Genomic DNA, 16,461 nt, shown 5'->3' with positions numbered 1-16,461 from the left:
CTGCGGTCGCCCGCGGAGCAGGAGGCGGCGGATGTCGCCGTGCGGTGAGGTCCGGTACTCGATCACCCGCACCCGGGACGAGTGGCGCGCGAGGCTGGTCCGGGCCTGTTCCCGGTGGGCGGACGAGGGGGCCGACAGGTGTGCGCAGTGGGCGGATCGGGGTGCCGGCCGGTGCGGTGACCAGGCGCCGTCCTCGTGGTTCCGCGATGCGTTCTACCGGGTGGCCGACCTGCTCGGCCAGGCCTGGTACCGGCTGGCGAACCGGGTCTGCCGCGCGTTCGCCTGGGTCCTCTACTGGGTCCTCACGGCGGTGGCGTACGTGGTGTGGCTGGTCCTCTGGATCCCCTGCCGCGTCTTCGGTCCGGCCACCCGGCCGGAGGGGCGGATCAGGCACGTCTTCGTGCTGGTACTGGAGAACCGTTCGTTCGACCACATGCTCGGCGTCTCCACCGGCACGGTCGACGCCGGGTCCGGCTTCCGGCCGGGGGTCGGGGTGGATGCGGTGAGCGGCGCGCCGACCACCGTCAACGGGCCCTCGGCGAGCCTGACGAACACGCACGACGGTCAGGTCTTCGCGGTGCGCGCCGGCGCGCCCTTCGTCATGCCGGTCGACCCGCCGCACGAGTTCTGCGACGTCCAGCTCCAGCTGGCCTCGGTGCCGATCACCGGCACACCGAGGGACGACACATGCCACTACGGCGGCAGCTACCCCGCGCTCACCATGCAGGGGTTCGTGGACAACTACGCCAACCAGGCCGTGGCCAAGGGCGACGCCTCGGCCCTGGCGGACCTCGGGGCGGTGATGGCGTGCTTCACCCCGGACCAGGTGCCGGTGATCAGCGCGCTCGCCCGTGAGTTCGCGGTGTGCGACAACTGGTTCTGCGCCCTGCCGGGGCCGACCTGGCCGAACCGGTTCTTCCTTCACGCGGCGACCTCGGGCGGGCTGGACCGCAGTCCGGACCCGCTGGAACTGGCCGCCTCGCAGGTCGACGGCTACCAGTTCGAGAACGGCACGATCTACGACGCGCTCGACAGCAAGGGGTGCGACTGGCAGGTCTACCAGGGTGACGCCCTCCCGCAGGTCAGCGCGCTGGCGGGCATGGACCTGCCCACCATGCTGGAGCGCTTCCACGGCCTGGACGAGCTCGCCGGGGATCTGCGGCATCAGGACTTCGCCGCCTCGTACGTCTTCATCGAACCCAGCTACGGTCACGTCCTCAGCCACGGCGGCAACTTCCAGTGCGGCAACAGCCAGCACCCGATCGACGACGTCACCCGGGGCGAGGCCCTGATCAAGTACGTCTACGAGTCGATCAGGCAGTCGCCGCACTGGGAGTCGAGCCTGCTGGTGATCACCTACGACGAGCACGGCGGCTTCTACGACCATGTCGAGCCGCCGGCCGCCGTCCCGCCCGGTGACGTGACCGACCCGGCGCACAACAGCCACGGCTTCCGGTTCGACCGACTCGGCGTCCGCGTCCCCGCCGTCATCGTCTCGCCGTGGGTCCCGGCCGTCCGGCCGAGCGGACCGGACGGCCGGAACTGCAACCTGATCGACCACACCGTCTACGACCACGGATCGCTGCTGGCATCGGTCGAACGCCTCTACCACCTGCCGAGCCTCACCCTGCGTGACGCCGGAGCCAATGACTTCCTCCACCTGCTGTCCGCGGCCGAGCCGCGCGGTGACGCTCCGCTGACCCTGCCCGCTCCGGCCGACTCCGGTTTCACCTGCGACGACGAGGGCGACGACGGGGCACCGGTCGGGCCGGGCGAGGGGCCGGTCGGAGTGCGGACCACCGCCGACCGGCCGATCAGCTCCACCCTGCAGGGCTTCCTCCAGGTCGCGGCGCTCCACGACGCCCGGCTCCACCCCGCCGAACGCGAGCGCATCGTCCGACAGCTCCGCTCGGTCCACACGGTCAGGGACGCCCACGGCTACCTGACCCAGGTCCTCGCGCGGCTCGACGCCGCCGGCCTCCGTACGGACATCGCCGCACCGTCGCCCCGACCGGACGGCCGTTAGCGGGCGGGCCCCTCCAACTGGTGGCCCACCGGGATGGGAGCGTCGCAGGACGCCTGGTACCGCGACCTGGTCGCCGCCGACCGGAGGTCTGCTCGCGAGCAGCCGCGCCCCGGGGCTTCGCGGAGGTTCCGGCGCCGGTCCGCTCAGGGGGCCATGGTGAGCCCGGCCGAGGCGCCGTCGCGGCTCAGGACGACCGACCGGATGTGGTCGAGGGCCCGGGTGTAGTCGGCGCGGTCGGGGGTGCGGCGGAGGGCCTCGGTCAGGTCGAGGACCCGGTAGGGCGGGCCGAGGTCGGTCAGCTGCGGGAGGAACTCGGCCTTGGTGACGGTCCATCGTTGCCCGGGCCCGGGCGGCGGGGAGAAGGTGAAGCGGGCGATCGAGCTCCAGTTCCCCCGGGGGTCCTCCGCGCCGGTGGGGTTGAACATGTGGCCGGCGAGCTGGTCGCCCATGCCGTAGACCGTCCAGGTGTCGTTGATCTTCTCGTAGGCCTGCGGGATGTGGGCGTGGGTGCCGAGGACCAGGTCGATGTCGGGCCGGCCGGGGCTCTGCTCGGCGGCCAGGTCGCGGGCGAGCGCGAGCTGCTGCTCGTCCGGGGTGTCCTGCCACTCGGTGCCCCAGTGGAGGCTGACCACCACGATGTCGGCGCCGCGCTCGCGGGCGGCCCGGGCGTCGGTGAGGATCCGCTCCCGGTCGATGAGGTTGACCGCCCAGGGCCGGTCCTTCGGCAGGGGGATGCCGTTGGTGCCGTAGGTGTAGGCGAGCTGGGCCACCGTGGCGCCGCCCGCCGTGAGCGTCGTGGGGCTGCCCGCCTCGTCGGCGCTGCGCGCGGAGCCCGTGTGCTTCAGGCCGACGGCGTCCATGGCGTCGAGCGTGCGCCGGATGCCGTCCGGGCCGCCGTCGAGCGTGTGGTTGGAGGCGGTGTCGCAGGAGGTGTAGCCGGTGTCCTTGAGCGCCTGGGCGACCTGGGGTGGCGAGATGAACGACGGGTAGCCGGTGAACGGCCCGCCGTCGGCGCCGTAGACCGTCTCCATGTGGCAGATGGCCAGGTCGGCGGCGCTGATGACGGGTTTGACCCCGGCGAGCATCCGGGTGAAGTCGTAACCGCTGCCCCCGGCGTCCTCCTTGGCCTGCTGGATGATCTCCGTGTGCGGCAGGACGTCCCCGGTCGCGACGAGGGTGAACGCCCGCGGCCCTGCCTGGGTGGGCGCGGCCGGGGAGCTCGGATCGCGGGGTGTCGACAGTGCGGGCTGCCGTTCCTGCGGCGACCCGCAGCCGGTGAGGGAGAGCAGCAGGGCGGTGGCGGCTGTGAGGATCTCTCGGCAGGCAAATCGCATGGTCGGCTCGTCCCACGATCGGCGGGTATGACGAGTCCGACTATGCGAGTTGTGGACGGGCCGCCGTGGAACCCGCGCCCTGGGATCACCCGACGGGGCCACCGACCCGTCGGCGGGCACGGACGGGCGCGGAGGGGCGCGGACGGGCGGGTGCGCGGGGTGGCGCGGGGCCGCGCACCCGCCCGGCGGGCGGGCGGGTCAGAAGGTGACGGCCTTCAGGTAGCTGGTCTCGCCGCGCGGACCGGCCAGGTAGAGGGTGTGGCCGTCGGGGCCGAGGGTGGCGGTGCCGACGCCGTCCAGGCCGAAGCCGGTGAGGTCGGCGGCCGGGAGGGCGGTGTTGGTGGCGGTGTCGTAGGCCAGCACGGTGGCGGAGGGCTTCCAGCCGTCCTTGAGGACGAACAGACGGCCGCCGTCCGGGGAGACCGCCACCAGGTGGGTGTCGGCGGAGGTGGCCGGGCCGCCGAGGGTGAAGGCGGTGCGGGACGTGTCGGTGAAGGGGTCGAGCTCGTAGCCGGAGCCCTGGGCGGCCCGGCTGCCGAGGGCGTAGAGGCGGGTGCCCTCCGGGGAGGCGGTGACCTCGGTCGCGGCGGCGAGCGGCTGGACGGTGCGGGTGACGGTCGGGACGGGAGAGGTCAGGTCGAGGTGGACGACGCCCGCGCCGGTGGCGACGTAGGCGTCGGCGCCGCCGTTGTGGAGGGCGATCCCGTCGACGTCGGGGTCGCCCAGCGGGACGGCGCCGGTGAAGGAACGGGTGAAGGTGTCGAAGACCAGCACCCGGCCGGGGCCGGCGGTGCCCTGCTGGGTCACGAACACCCGGGAGCCGTCGGCGCTGACGGCGAGCGCGCGCGGGCGGTCGACGGGCGTGCGGGACAGCACGGTGTTCGTGGCGAGGTCGACGACCAGCAGCTGCTCGGCGGCGAGGACGTAGATCCGGTTGCCGTCGGGGCTGAGGGCGGGCCGGCCGGCGGTGCCGTCCTGGCTGAGCAGGGTCTGCGCCACGACCGTGCGGGTGCGGGTGTCGACGGTGCGCAGGAGGGTGGGGTAGCCGGTGCCGACGTGGTCCTCGGCGACGACGTAGGCGCGGTTGCCGTCGGAGCTGACGGCGATGCCGAGCGCCCGCCAGCCGACGGCGGTGTCGGCGGTGTCGGCGGTGCCGGCCGTGGCGCCGGCCGGCACGGCGCACAGGAGCGTGACTGATGCCGCGAGGGCGGTGGTCCAACGAGCCGTACCCGTAAGCGAGTTCATGGAGATCTCCCCGGACGGTGTCCTCGCGCTGTGCGAGGCGTGGACACGCTACGGGGGAGGGGAGGGCGCGTGGACGGGGCGTGGAGGAGTTGACCGGATCGGTATTGGTCTAGTCCAAAATCCGAAGCCGTCCGCGGGGCCGTGCGGGTGGCCGGGGCCGCCGGGTGGCCGCCTCACGGGTGCGGGTGCGGGTGCGGGCGCGGTGCGGACAGGGCGCGGGCGTGGCCCGGGTGTGGTGCGGAACCGGGCTGCGGGCCGGGCGCGTCGACGCATCACGAAACGCCTGGCGTCCGGCCGGGTGGCCGGACCCAGGTGAGCGGCCGATCGGGCTCCGGCATGCGCCCCGGAGCGGTGACGGTAGGGCCGCGGGTGTGCCGGTCAGAGTGTGAACAAGGCGGCGTACGGTGGGGCGATCCGCTCCTGTCGGGTGCCGAAGTCGACGAGGACGGCCGCGTAGGCTCCGTCCTCCACCGCGAGGACGCGGCCGAGACCATACTTGTCGTGGCTCACGCGGTCGCCCACCGCGAATAGCTTGGGCGGTGCGTCGGGCCGGGGTTTGAAGGGGCTGGTGGGCAGGGGGCGTCGGACTGCCGGTGTTTTCCTCATCCCGGTCAGTATGCTCCGAAAATCGACGGAACGGGCCGTTCCGGAGGGTGTGAATCCGTTGCCGGGTGTCCCCGGGGCGACTCGCCCCCTGGGCGTGGCGAAAAAATCATGACCGGGGCGGCGCGGGGTCCGGTGTCGCCAACTCCGGTGCGGGAATCGATCGTTGCTGTCGCTTTCGGGGCGAGACGGTCGCGCCCGGGAGGGCGGGAAAAAAATAGACGAGTGAAAATCCGCGCCGGCGGGCCGGAGTCTGCTAAGCTCTTCTTAGTTGCAGTTGTGGTTCCCATGAACTTTGTGTGCGCCTGCTTATTGTTGCGGGCGCATTTTTTGTTTTACCGGCTCTTTCCGGCGGGTTCTCATCGCGGCGACTCGAATGTCTGCATGGTGCAGACTTCGCACAGTCTCTCGAAGGAGATTTCTCATGGCTACTGGCACCGTGAAGTGGTTCAACGCGGAAAAGGGCTTCGGCTTCATCGAGCAGGAGGGCGGCGGCGCTGACGTGTTCGCCCACTACTCGAACATCGTCGCCCAGGGCTTCCGCGAGCTGCTCGAGGGTCAGAAGGTCGAGTTCGACGTCACGCAGGGCCAGAAGGGCCCGCAGGCCGAGAACATCCGCCCGCTGTAATTTCCCTGCCGCGCTTTAGCCCGGCAGACAGGGGCCCGCACCGTGCGTCACGCACGGTGCGGGCCCTTTGCCGTTCCGGGGCGGACCGCTGCTCCGCGGAACCCCGCGGCCGACGCCGGCCCGGGTGAGGAGGGCGAGGGCCGCCTCGGAGGGGGAGCCGGCGGGGGCGGTGCAGACGACGAGTACCTGATCGGGTGAGCGGGCGATCGACAGCATCTGCTGCGTCACGGTGAGCGCGCCGACGGCGGGGTGGTGCAGCCGGTAGGAGCGGGTGTCGCACGGCGCCACCCGGTGGTCGCCCCACAGTGCGACGAACTCCGGGCTCTTCATGGTCAGTTCGCCGATCAGCTCGGCCAGCAGCGGGTCCTCGGGGTGCCTGCCGACGGTGGCGCGCAGGCTGCCGACCACCGTGCGCGCCTTGTGCTGCCAGTCCACGTACAGCTCCCGGGTGTGCCCGTCCAGGAACAGCATCCGGCTCAGGTTCGGGCGTCGCGCCGGGTCGTCCGGGCCGTGGACGTCCACGTGGCCGGCCAGCAGGGCGTGCCCGAGGGTGTTCCAGGCCAGCACGTCCGTACGGCGGCCGAGCACCACGGCCGGGACGCCGTCGACCGCGCGGAGCAGGTCGCGGGTCTCGTCCGCCAGCCGCTCGGGTCGCGGTCGGCGCACCCGGGGGGTGTGGCGGGCGGCGACGGCGAGCCGGTCGAGGTGCTCGCGCTCGTGGTCGCCGAGCAGGAGCGCGCGGGCGATCGCGTCGAGCACCTCGGCCGACGCCCCGCGGGACAGGCCCTGCTCCAGCCGGGTGTAGTACGAGACGCTGACGCCCGCCAGCTGGGCCACCTCCTCGCGCCGGAGCCCGGCCACCCGACGGCGGGGCCCGAGTTCGCGCAGGCCGACGTCCTCGGGGTGCAGCCGTGTCCGTCGGGCTCTGAGGAAGGCGCCGAGCGGGCCGGGTCCGTTCATGCCCCCCAGTATTCGGCGCCCGGAGCGGTCCCAGCCACACCCTGTGAGGGGTAGGACGGGCCGGGGTAGGACGAGTGGGGGCTGGTCGGTGCCGCTCGGAGGGGCCAGGCTCGGTCCCGACCGGAAACGGTCGGGAGCGGTCGGCGGACGGTCGGCCGCGTGCCCCGGACCCGAGGAGGGGAGCCCATGCGGCGGAACCCGGAGCAGATCACCATCGGTGACGTCACCGTCACCCGGATCAAGGAGTTCTACGGCTCGGCCGGGCTGTCCCCGGGCCGGTTCTTCCCAGATAGCCCCGGCAGCACGAACGGCCCGAACGGCCCGGCCGGCCCCGACGGCTCGTGGGAGCGGCATCGCGACTGGTTGGCGCCCGACTTCTGGGACCCGGCGACGGACGAGTGCCGTACCGCGGTCCAGTCCTGGCTGCTGCGCAGCGAGGGGCGCACGATCCTGGTCGACACCGGGGCGGGCAACCACAAGGACCGGCCCCACGCGCCGGTCTGGAACCACCTGGACACGGACTACCTCGACAACCTCGCCGCCGCCGGGGTGCGGCCCGAGGACGTCGACCTCGTCGTCAACACCCACCTGCACGTCGACCACGTCGGCTGGAACACCCGCCTCGACGGCCGGACCTGGGTGCCGACCTTCCCCAACGCCCGGTACCTGATGACCCGGCGGGACTTCGAGTTCTGGGACCCGGCCAACGGGCACCGCAGCGTGCTCGGCCGCGGGAACCAGAACGTCTTCGAGGACAGCGTCGCGCCGGTCCACCGGGCGGGACTGACGCGGCTGTGGGAGGGCACGTACCGGATCGACCGGAACCTGCGGCTCGACCTCGCGCCCGGGCACACCCCCGGCTCGTCCGTGCTCACCCTGGAGTCCGGCGGCGAGCAGGCCCTGTTCGTCGGGGACCTGGTGCACAGCCCGTTCCAGATCGCCGAGCCGGACACCAACTCCTGCTTCTGCGAGGACCCGGCGCTGTCCCGCGCCACCCGGCACCGGCTGCTAGGCCAGGCGGCCGAGCACCGTGCGCTGCTCTTCCCGGCGCACTTCGGCGGCCGGGGCGCGGTGGAGGTCGCGCGCAACGGGTCGACGTTCGCGATCAGGGAGTGGGCGGGCTTCTCCCGCATCTCCTGACGCGACGAGGTACCTGATCCGCCGACGCGCCCGCTCCGCCGGTACGTCGGCCCCAGCACCGCCAGAGAGCTCCAGAACCGTCAGAGAGGAATCGTTTCCCATGCCCCGACAGGCAGATCCGGTCGTCGAAACCCCGGCAGGAGCCGTGCGCGGAGTCCGGGACGGGTCCGGCGAGCGCTACCGCGCCCTGCCGTACGCGGCGGCACCGACCGGCGCCGGCCGCTTCGCCCCGCCCGTACCGCACCCGGGCTGGTCCGGCGTCCGCGACGGCACGCGGCCCTCGCCGACGGCCCCGCAGCCGGTCCGCGCCTTCGACCGGCTCGACGTGAGCCCCTACTTCGGGCCCGGCTGGGCGCCCGGTGCGGAGTACCTGGCCGTCGACGTCCACACGCCCGCGGCCGACGGCGGCCGCCGCCCGGTCATGGTGTTCGTGCACGGCGGCGGGTTCATCACCGGCTCGAACCGCGCCGCCCTCTACGACGGCGGCGCGTTCGCCCGCGACGGCGTCGTCCTGGTGACGGTGAACTACCGCCTCGGCATCCCCGGGTTCCTCGACCTGCCGGGCGCCCCGGCCAACCGGGGGCTGCTCGACGTGCTCGCCGCACTCGGCTGGGTGCGGGACACGATCGGGGCGTTCGGCGGCGACCCGGGGAACGTCACCGTCTTCGGGGAGTCCGCGGGCGCGACGCTGGTCTGCGCGCTGCTGGCGGCGCCGGAGGCCGACGGGCTGTTCCGGCGGGCGATCGTGCAGAGCGGCAGCGGCACCGGCGCGTTCACCCCGGAGCAGGCGGGGCGGGTCACCGCCGTCGCGGCCGCCGAGCTGGGCGTCGAAGCGACCGCCGAGGCGTTCGCCCCGATCCCGGACGAGCGGTTGCTGACGGTCCTGCCCGCGCTGCTCGGCCTCGACCTGCGGACGGACACCGCCACCGACCCGCTGGCCGGGCTCAGCCCGCTCGGCCTCGTCCTGCCGGTCCAGCCCGCTGACGCCCTCGCGGACGGACCGGCCCGCGACGTCGACCTGCTCATCGGCACCAACACCGAGGAGGCGAACCTCTACCTCGTGCCCGAGGGGGAGCTGGAGTCCACCACGGAGGCCGACCTCCACGCCGTCGCCGCCGGGCTGCTGGCGGATCCGGCGGCGGTCCTCCCTGCCCTGCGGGCGGCGCGGCCGGGCGCCACGCCGGGCGAACTGCGCTCCGCCGTGCTCGCGCACGCCCTGTTCGAGGCCGGGACGGCGCGCATGGCGGAGGCCCACGCCCGGATCTCGGGCGGCCGCCGCACGTACCGCTACTCGTTCGGGTACCGCTCGACGGCCCTGGACGGGCGGCTCGGCGCCGCGCACACCATCGAGCTGCCCTTCGTGTTCGACCTCGCCGACGAACCCTGGCTGCACGGGGACACCGGCCTGCTCGGCCCCGACCCCGCCCCGGCCGGCCTCGCCGCCCGGGTGCACGGTGCCTGGGTCGCGTTCGCCGGGACCGGGGACCCGGGTTGGGCCGCCTACGACCCGCGGCTGTCCGTGGCGGAGGCCCTCGGCGGCTGAGCGGGGCACGGAGGTCCGACCACCTGCAGCCAGCCCGCCCGCCGACCAGACCGGGCCCGGCCCGCACCGCGAGCGCAGCGGTACGGGCCGGGCCCGGTCGGCCCGTCGAGGTCAGCTAAGGGTGCGGCTCGCGGCGGCGTCGTAGGGGAGCAGGTCGGCGAAGCGGCCGGAGAGGACCTTGGCGGCCCACTGCGGGTCCTGGAGGAGGGCGCGGCCGACGGCGACCAGGTCGAACTCGTCGCGCTCCAGCCGGTCGAGCAGGTTGTCGAGGCCCTGGACCCCGGAGCCCTGGCCCGCGAAGGCGCGCATGAAGTCGCCGTCGAGGCCGACCGAGCCGACGGTGATGGCGGGGCGGCCGGTGAGCTTCCTGGTCCAGCCGGCCAGGTTGAGGTCCGAGTCGTCGAACTCGGGGACCCAGTAGCGGCGGGTCGAGGCGTGGAAGGCGTCGACGCCGGCCTCGGCGAGCGGGGTGAGGATCGCCTCCAGCTCCTGCGGGGTCTCGGCGAGGCGGGCGTCGTAGTTCTCCAGCTTCCACTGCGAGTAGCGGAAGATCACCGGGAAACCGGGGGAGACGGTCTCGCGTACGGCGGCGACGAGCTCGGTGGTGAACCTCGTCCGGGCGACCGGGTCGCCGCCGTAGGCGTCGGTGCGGCGGTTGGTGCCGGCCCACAGGAACTGGTCGAGCAGGTAGCCGTGGGCGCCGTGCAGCTCGACGCCGTCGAAGCCGATCCGCTCGGCGGCCGCGGCGGCCTCGGCGAACGCCCCGATGACGGCGTCGAGGTCGGCCCGCGTCATCGCCCGCCCCGTTCCCTCGGTGCCGTCCAGCCGTATGCCGGACGGGCCGACGGCGGGGGCGTCGGCGAACGGCGGGTCGCCCTGCTTGCGCGCCATGCCGATGTGCCAGAGCTGCGGCACGATGGTGCCGCCCGCCGCGTGGACGTCCTCGGCGACGCGGGCCCACCCGGCCAGCTGCTCCTCGCCGTGGAAGCGCGGGATGGCGTCGCTCTGGCCGGCGGACTCGTGGCCGACGTACGTCCCCTCGGTGACGATCAGGCCGACGCCCGCGGCGGCGCGGCGGGCGTAGTACGAGCGCACGTCCTCGCCGGGCACGCCGCCCGGGGAGAACGAGCGCGTCATCGGCGCCATCACGATCCGGTTGGGCACGGTCAGCCCGTTGATCGTGACGGGCCGGGACAGGAGGTCGGCCGCGCGGGAGGCGGCGGGCTCGGTGACGGTCATGAGGATTCCTCGCGGTCGGCGGTGGCGGTGGCGGGCGCCAGGGCGGTGACGGTGATCGTTCGCCCGTGCCAACCGCCTTGGCGGCTCCCGCATTTCACCGTCCGCGCGAAGTCCGCTGTGATCCGCGCCACGGTCCGCCGCGGGCCCCGGGACGGGGTCTCTCGACGGCTCCCGGCACCGGTCAGGGCCCGGCCGGGCGGTTCCCGGACGGGTCCGTGCGCGGTTCCGCCGTCATCAGGAGGTTCTCGGGACGGTTGGTGCTGGTCATGACGCCTCGTACCCGCGGGTGCCAGCCGCCAGCGGCCCGCGACGGCCGCGACCACGGTCATCATCTCGGTGCGGGCGAAGGACTCGCCGATGCACAGGTGGCTGCCGGCGCCGAAGGGGACGAACGCGCCGCGCGGGACGGGGGGCCGGTCGGGCAGCCAGCGGTCGGGGTCGAACCGCAGGGGGTGGGGGAAGTAACGAGGATTCCGGTGGAGGACCAGGGCGCTGAAGATGAACTCGGTGCCTCGGGGGAAGCGGTAGCCGCCGAGTTCGACGTCGGTGGTCGCGCGGCGGATCGTGATGCCGCCGGGGTTGCGGACGCGCAGCGCCTCGTCGACAACGCGGCGCGTGTACTCCAGCCGGGCCAGCCGCTCGGGGCCGAGGGGAAGGGCGACGTGGTCCCGCAGTTCCTGGTGGAGCCGCTGGTCGACGAGCGGGTGCCGGCCCAGCTCGTGGAAGAGCCAGGCGAGCCCGCCTGCGGCGGTCTCCGTGCCGGCGACCAGCAGGGTGATGAGTTCGTCGTGGAGCTGGCGGTCGGTCATGGCCTCGCCGCTGTCGGCGTCCCGGGCCTGGAGGAGCGTCGACAGCAGGTCCGGCCGCTCGCCCGTGCCGTCGGTGTTGTCGGAGGTGGAGGGGGCCCTGGGAGGTGGCCAGTCCGTTCCCGAGGTAGGGGCGGAGCTTGTCGAAGGAGCGGCCCTTGGCGAAGCTCGCCGCGTCGGTGACCAGTACGCGGTGGACCAGCTCCGGGCTGGTCAGTACGTAGCTCGGCTTCGGGCCGAGGTGGGCGGCCACGATCCGGTCGTAGGCGGTGAGGCTGCCGAGGAACTCCAGCGGACGCCGCCACAGTTCCAGGGCGTGGCCGATCAGCGGGAGCCGCCCGGGAGCGACGGGAGGGGCCGGCGGACGGCTGGCGGTGGGCATCGTCGTTCCTCCGGTGCGGGGTCGGGACACAGTCTGCGGCCCGGTGCACCTCCTGCGAACCCTTCGCGCCGGGGCGCGCTGGTGGACTGCGCGGCGCGCGGGGGCGGAGGCCGGCTCACCCTGGTGGGCCGCGCGCGGACCGGCGAGGAGTCCCACCGGCCCGCCCCGGTCGACGGGCAGAGGAATCAGAGGAAGTACAGGCGGTTCAGCGGGACCTCCTCGGCGGGGTCGGACCGCAGGGGGGTGCCGTCGAGGGTGACGAGGCCTTCGCGCGGGTCGACGAGGACCTCGCCGAGGCGGCTGTTGCGGACCATGTCGCCCGGGCCGATGCCGCGGGTGTGGCGGACGGCGACGCGGCGTCGGCGGGTGGTCATGGTGTCGTACGGGCGGGCGTGGGTGCCGGACTCGGCGGCGGCGCGGCTGGTGAAGGCGACGGAGAGGTCCGCAGGGGTGGCGCCGTGGGCGCCGAACAGGGGCCCCATGACGAGGGGTTGGCAGGTCTCGGTGGCGGCGTTGGGGTCGCCGGTGACGCCGTAGGCGGGGAAGCCCGCCTTGAGGACCAGCTGGGGCTTGGCGCCGAAGGACGCCGGGCGCCACAGGACGAGGTCGGCGAGTTTCCCGACCTCGATCGAGCCGACCTCGTGGGAGAGGCCGTGGGCGATGGCCGGGTTGATGGTGAGCTTGGCGATGTAGCGCAGCACGCGCTGGTTGTCGTCGTCCGGGCCGTCGCCCTCCAGCGGGCCGCGTTCGGCCTTCATCTTGCCCGCCACCGCGAAGGTGCGGCGCACCGTCTCGCCGGCCCGGCCCATGCCCTGGGCGTCGGAGGAGGTGATGCCGATGGCCCCGAGGTCGTGCAGCACGTCCTCGGCGCCCATGGTGCCGGCCCGGATGCGGTCGCGGGCCATCGCGGCGTCGCCGGGCAGGTCGGTCTTGAGCCCGTGGACGGAGACGATCATGCCGTAGTGCTCGGCGACCGCGTCCCGGCCGAAGGGGAGGGTGGGGTTGGTGGAGGAACCGATGACGTTCGGCACGCCCGCCATCTTGAGGACGTTGGGGACGTGTCCGCCGCCGCAGCCCTCGATGTGGAAGGCGTGGATGGTCCGGCCTTCGAGGACCTTCAGGGTGTCCTCGACCGAGAGGCACTCGTTCAACCCGTCGGTGTGCAGGGCCACTTGGACGTCGTGGGCCTCGGCGACGGACAGCGCGGTGTCCAGGGCGCGGGTGTGCGCGCCCATGTCCTCGTGCACCTTGAAGCCGCAGGCTCCGCCCTCGGCCAGCGCCTCGACGAGCGGGGCGGGGTGGGAGGACGAACCGCGGCCCAGGAAGCCGATGTTGACGGGCCAGGCGTCGAAGGAGTTGAAGGCGTGCCGCAGCGCCCAGGGCGAGTTGACGCCGACGCCCCAGACCGGCCCGAACTCCTGGCCGATGATGGTGGTGACGCCGGAGGCCAGCGAGGCCTCCATGATCCGCGGGGACATCAGGTGCACGTGGGTGTCGATGGCGCCGGCGGTGACGATCAGGCCCTCGCCGGAGACGATGGCCGTCCCGGTGCCGACCACCACGTCCACGCCGTCCAGGGTGTCCGGGTTGCCGGCCCGCCCGATCGAGGCGATCCGGCCCTCCCGGATGCCGATCGAGGTCTTGCGGATGCCCTGGATCGCGTCGATCACCAGGACGTTGCTGATCACCACGTCGCAGGTGTCCCGGACGGCGGCGGCCTTGAGGTGCAGGCCGTCCCGGGCGGTCTTGCCGAAGCCGGCCAGGAACTCGTCGCCCGGCCGCTGGGAGTCGGACTCGACCCGGACGACCAGGCCGCTGTCGCCGAGCCGGACCCGGTCCCCGGCGCGCGGGCCGTGCACGGCCGTGTACTCGGACGCGTCGATGCTGCTGCTCACGGGTGCTGCTCCTGTCCTTCGCCGCTTGTTCCTGCGTCGGCCGCTCCGGCGTCGACCGTTCCCGCGCCGGCCAGTCCTTCGTCGGCCGCTCCGAGGTAGCCCTGTTCGGTGGCCCGGCGCAGCGCCTCGCGCCGTACCCGGGGCGAGTCCAGCGGTCCGTCGACCAGCCCGGCGAAGCCGATCGCGACCCGCTCGCCGCCGATCGGCACCAGGCCGACCTCGACGGTGGCGCCCGGGTCGAAGCGCACCGAGGAGCCGGCCGGTACGGCCAGGTGCATCCCGTAGGCGGCGGCCCGGTCGAAGGCCAGCCGCGGGTTGGCCTCGAAGAAGTGGAAGTGCGAGGTGACCGAGACCGGCACCCCGGAGGTGTTGCGCACGGCGAGGGTGCGGACGGGTTCCGGTCCGGTCGCGGCGTGGCCGTCGGTGAGGACGGCGCCGGGTGCGGCCTCGCCGAGAGCGCCGCCGCCGAACGGGTCGGCGATGACGGCGAGCCGGGTGCCGTCCTCGAACACGGCCTCGACGTGGATCTCGGTGACGAGGTCCGCCACGCCGGGCAGGACATCGGCGGGGGAGAGGACGGAGCGGCCGCGCGCGACGGCCTCGGCCAGGCGCAGCCCGTCGCGGGCGGCCTCGCAGACGGTGTCCGAGACGAGCGCGGTGGCCTCGGGGACGTTGAGCCGCAGGCCGCGGGCGCGGCGGGCGCGGGCGAGTTCGGCTGCTGTGAAGATCAGCAGCCGGTCGCGTTCGGTGGGGGTCAGCTGCACGGGGGTTCCCTTCTCCCTCGGTGCGGGGCGGCGGGGGTCAGCCGGCCGGCTGGTCGTGGGTGGAGCAGTGGATGCCGCCCCCGCCGGAGGCGATGGTGTCGATCTTCACGGGGACGATCTCGCGGTCCGGGAACTGCTCCCGGAAGACCTCCTGGGCGTGGCCGTCGGCCTTGGCGTCGCCGAAGAGCGGCAGGTAGACGCCCTTGTTGCCGATGTAGAAGTTCATGTACGAGGAGACGAAGGCGTCGCCGCGACCGGTGATCCGGTCCGGGTCGGGCTGGCCGATCTCGACGACCTTGAGCTTCCCGCCGGTCGCGTCGGTGGCCTCGGCGAGGACGGCGCGGGCCTGGTCGGCGGAGCGGGACCAGACGTCGGGCGGGGTGCCGGGGAAGGCGCGGTCCAGGAAGACGACGCCGGGGGCGGCGAAGCGGGCGAGGCAGTCGACGTGGGCGTCGGTGATGTCCTTGCCCTTGACGCCCGCCAGCCAGATCACCTTGGTGAGGCCCAGCGTCCGCTTGAGCTCCGCCTCGATCTCGTCGCGGGTGCGGCCCGGGTTGCGGTTGTCGTTGACCACGGAGCTCTCGGTGACCAGCAGGGTGCCCTGGCCGTCGGTCTCGAAGGAGCCGCCCTCGGCGGTGAGCGGGGTCTCCAGCCGCTCGATCCCGTACTTCTCCAGGACGGTGCGGGCGATCCGGGCGTCGTTGGCGTGCTCCTGCTTCCCGCCCCAGCCGCTGAAGTTGAAGTCGACGCCCTTGACCTTTCCGCCCTCCTCGACGAAGACCGGCAGGGTGTCGCGGGCCCACAGGTCGTCCACCGGGACGGCGAGCAGCTCGACGTCCGAGCCGCAGGCGTTGCGGGCCGAGGCCTCCTGGCCGGGGCGGACGAGCAGGACCACCGGTTCGCGCTGTCCGATGGCCCGGGCCACGGTGGCGATGTCCCTGCGGACGGCGCCGAGCTGCTCGCCCCAGACGTTCTCGGAGGCGGGCCAGGCCATGAAGGTCCGCTCGTGCTTCTCCCACTCGCCGCCGAGCCGCCGGCCGCGAGCGGGGGCGGGGGCTGGCGCGGGGGTGGGATCGGAGGCGGGCGCCGGGGGCTGCGCGGCGGGCTGTCCGGGGGTGCCGGAGGCCGGGGCCGCGGGGCCGGCCGGCTCGTCGCCGGCGGTGGCGCAGGCCGTCGCGCCGAGGGCGATCGCACCGGCTCCGGCGAGGGAGCGCAGCACCGTGCGGCGGGCGAGGGGGGACTGGGACACGGTGGACTCCGGTGGGGCTGGGGGGTGGATCCGGCGCGGCGGGGAGGGCGGGCTCCGGGGGAGCGGCCCACGCGGCGATGGTCGGCGGCGGACGAGGAGGTCGTCCGGGAGGACGAGGTCGGTCGGCAGCGCCGGGACCGACTCTCGCATTGACTGAAAAATCAGTCAAGCTTTACGGTGAAGTCACCCAAACCACCCCGAGACGACCGGGGGCGCCGTACGAGCGGCCCCGGTCACGACGACGAAAGGCCGGGTGAGGCGGCGATGCTGCGCAATGGTCTGGAGCCCTGGCACGTGCTGGTCACGGTGGCCGTGCTGGTGCTGCTGTTCGGCTCCAAGAAGCTGCCCGAGATGGCGCGCGGACTGGGGAAGTCGATGCGGATCCTGAAGTCCGAGACGGCGGCCCTGCGGGAGGACGGTGCGCCCGGCGGAGCGGTCACCGAGCCGCCCGGTGGAGCAACCGCGGGTTCGCCCGGCGGAGCGACGGCCGGTTCACCTGGCGGAGCGACGCCCGGTTCGCCCGGCGGAGCCGTCACCGAGCCGCCCGCCGCCCCGCAGGCCGGGCCGGTGAAGCGGCCGCTCTGACCGGCGGGCCCGTACACGAGCCCGCCGCCGACGCCGGGAGCCGTCGTCCCCCCGCCGCCCGA

The 16,461-nt window shown here is 73.8% G+C and carries 13 protein-coding genes and 2 pseudogenes; 5 read left to right on the top strand and 10 right to left on the bottom strand.

Features of this window, described 5'->3' with window-relative positions; translation table 11 throughout:
• The first annotated feature begins 31 nt into the window (after nucleotides 1-31).
• Nucleotides 32-2,026 (top strand): alkaline phosphatase family protein, encoded by a 1,995-nt coding sequence (locus ACFY4B_RS34360; RefSeq protein ID WP_387974469.1) that lies wholly within the window; start codon nucleotides 32-34, stop codon nucleotides 2,024-2,026.
• A 143-nt stretch (nucleotides 2,027-2,169) separates the two neighbouring features.
• Here the strand turns inward: ACFY4B_RS34360 and ACFY4B_RS34355 are convergent, their stop codons facing one another.
• From ACFY4B_RS34355 to ACFY4B_RS34345, 3 genes are all read right to left on the bottom strand, one after another.
• Nucleotides 2,170-3,360, bottom strand: a complete 1,191-nt coding sequence (locus ACFY4B_RS34355; protein ID WP_387974466.1) for a CapA family protein — start codon at nucleotides 3,358-3,360, stop codon at nucleotides 2,170-2,172.
• Between the two features lie 198 nt (nucleotides 3,361-3,558).
• Nucleotides 3,559-4,605, bottom strand: a complete 1,047-nt coding sequence (locus ACFY4B_RS34350; protein ID WP_387974463.1) for a hypothetical protein — start codon at nucleotides 4,603-4,605, stop codon at nucleotides 3,559-3,561.
• Nucleotides 4,606-4,983: 378 nt separating this feature from the next.
• Nucleotides 4,984-5,115 (bottom strand): hypothetical protein, encoded by a 132-nt coding sequence (locus tag ACFY4B_RS34345; RefSeq protein ID WP_375875341.1) that lies wholly within the window; start codon nucleotides 5,113-5,115, stop codon nucleotides 4,984-4,986.
• Between the two features lie 517 nt (nucleotides 5,116-5,632).
• Between ACFY4B_RS34345 and ACFY4B_RS34340 the strand changes: the two genes are divergently transcribed.
• On the top strand, nucleotides 5,633-5,836 hold the full coding sequence (locus ACFY4B_RS34340; RefSeq protein ID WP_049649849.1) for a cold-shock protein: 204 nt from the start codon (nucleotides 5,633-5,635) through the stop codon (nucleotides 5,834-5,836).
• A 15-nt stretch (nucleotides 5,837-5,851) separates the two neighbouring features.
• Here ACFY4B_RS34340 and ACFY4B_RS34335 read toward each other — a convergent pair whose 3' ends face one another.
• Nucleotides 5,852-6,796, bottom strand: coding sequence for a helix-turn-helix domain-containing protein (locus ACFY4B_RS34335; protein WP_387974460.1), 945 nt, complete (start codon nucleotides 6,794-6,796; stop codon nucleotides 5,852-5,854).
• A gap of 186 nt (nucleotides 6,797-6,982) precedes the next feature.
• Here ACFY4B_RS34335 and ACFY4B_RS34330 point away from each other — a divergent pair, with 186 nt between their 5' ends.
• Both ACFY4B_RS34330 and ACFY4B_RS34325 read left to right on the top strand, forming a co-directional pair.
• A complete protein-coding gene (locus ACFY4B_RS34330) occupies nucleotides 6,983-7,936 on the top strand; it encodes an MBL fold metallo-hydrolase (RefSeq protein ID WP_387974458.1) in 954 nt (317 codons plus the stop codon).
• A 100-nt stretch (nucleotides 7,937-8,036) separates the two neighbouring features.
• On the top strand, nucleotides 8,037-9,479 hold the full coding sequence (locus ACFY4B_RS34325) for a carboxylesterase/lipase family protein (RefSeq protein WP_387974455.1): 1,443 nt from the start codon (nucleotides 8,037-8,039) through the stop codon (nucleotides 9,477-9,479).
• Nucleotides 9,480-9,590: 111 nt separating this feature from the next.
• Here the strand turns inward: ACFY4B_RS34325 and ACFY4B_RS34320 are convergent, their stop codons facing one another.
• The 6 genes and pseudogenes from ACFY4B_RS34320 to ACFY4B_RS34295 form a co-directional block, all read right to left on the bottom strand.
• Nucleotides 9,591-10,718, bottom strand: a complete 1,128-nt coding sequence (locus ACFY4B_RS34320) for an NADH:flavin oxidoreductase (RefSeq protein ID WP_380780320.1) — start codon at nucleotides 10,716-10,718, stop codon at nucleotides 9,591-9,593.
• Nucleotides 10,715-11,581: pseudogene (locus ACFY4B_RS34315) on the bottom strand (cytochrome P450); the annotation flags it as partial. The pseudogene ACFY4B_RS34315 and the gene ACFY4B_RS34320, both read right to left, overlap by 4 nt.
• Before the next feature lie 25 nt (nucleotides 11,582-11,606).
• Nucleotides 11,607-11,906: pseudogene (locus tag ACFY4B_RS34310) on the bottom strand (cytochrome P450); the annotation flags it as partial.
• A gap of 185 nt (nucleotides 11,907-12,091) precedes the next feature.
• The gene (locus ACFY4B_RS34305) at nucleotides 12,092-13,801 is read right to left on the bottom strand and encodes an urease subunit alpha (RefSeq protein WP_074004626.1); all 1,710 of its coding nucleotides are present in this window, start codon (nucleotides 13,799-13,801) and stop codon (nucleotides 12,092-12,094) included.
• Nucleotides 13,798-14,565 (bottom strand): urease subunit gamma, encoded by a 768-nt coding sequence (ureA, locus tag ACFY4B_RS34300; protein WP_387974452.1) that lies wholly within the window; start codon nucleotides 14,563-14,565, stop codon nucleotides 13,798-13,800. Before ureA ends, ACFY4B_RS34305 begins: the two co-directional genes overlap by 4 nt.
• 37 nt (nucleotides 14,566-14,602) lie before the next feature.
• On the bottom strand, nucleotides 14,603-15,814 hold the full coding sequence (locus tag ACFY4B_RS34295; protein ID WP_387974449.1) for an agmatine/peptidylarginine deiminase: 1,212 nt from the start codon (nucleotides 15,812-15,814) through the stop codon (nucleotides 14,603-14,605).
• Between the two features lie 264 nt (nucleotides 15,815-16,078).
• Between ACFY4B_RS34295 and tatA the strand changes: the two genes are divergently transcribed.
• Nucleotides 16,079-16,399 (top strand): Sec-independent protein translocase subunit TatA, encoded by a 321-nt coding sequence (tatA, locus tag ACFY4B_RS34290; RefSeq protein ID WP_387974446.1) that lies wholly within the window; start codon nucleotides 16,079-16,081, stop codon nucleotides 16,397-16,399.
• Nucleotides 16,400-16,461: the final 62 nt, after the last annotated feature.

Source organism: Kitasatospora sp. NPDC001261 (assembly GCF_042896795.1).
Taxonomy (GTDB): Bacteria; Actinomycetota; Actinomycetes; order Streptomycetales; family Streptomycetaceae; genus Kitasatospora.
This window is presented reverse-complemented; position numbering and strand designations above follow the sequence as displayed.

What these genes read in the sequence shown, in the direction of transcription:
- ACFY4B_RS34325 (WP_387974455.1), top strand. Translation starts at nt 8,037, where the DNA reads ATGCCCCGACAGGCAGATCCGGTCGTCGAAACCCCGGCAGGAGCCGTG.
- ACFY4B_RS34350 (WP_387974463.1), bottom strand. Translation starts at nt 4,605, where the DNA reads ATGAACTCGCTTACGGGTACGGCTCGTTGGACCACCGCCCTCGCGGCA.
- ACFY4B_RS34330 (WP_387974458.1), top strand. Translation starts at nt 6,983, where the DNA reads ATGCGGCGGAACCCGGAGCAGATCACCATCGGTGACGTCACCGTCACC.
- ACFY4B_RS34360 (WP_387974469.1), top strand. Translation starts at nt 32, where the DNA reads ATGTCGCCGTGCGGTGAGGTCCGGTACTCGATCACCCGCACCCGGGAC.
- ACFY4B_RS34355 (WP_387974466.1), bottom strand. Translation starts at nt 3,360, where the DNA reads ATGCGATTTGCCTGCCGAGAGATCCTCACAGCCGCCACCGCCCTGCTG.
- ACFY4B_RS34320 (WP_380780320.1), bottom strand. Translation starts at nt 10,718, where the DNA reads ATGACCGTCACCGAGCCCGCCGCCTCCCGCGCGGCCGACCTCCTGTCC.
- ACFY4B_RS34340 (WP_049649849.1), top strand. Translation starts at nt 5,633, where the DNA reads ATGGCTACTGGCACCGTGAAGTGGTTCAACGCGGAAAAGGGCTTCGGC.
- tatA (WP_387974446.1), top strand. Translation starts at nt 16,079, where the DNA reads ATGCTGCGCAATGGTCTGGAGCCCTGGCACGTGCTGGTCACGGTGGCC.
- ACFY4B_RS34335 (WP_387974460.1), bottom strand. Translation starts at nt 6,796, where the DNA reads ATGAACGGACCCGGCCCGCTCGGCGCCTTCCTCAGAGCCCGACGGACA.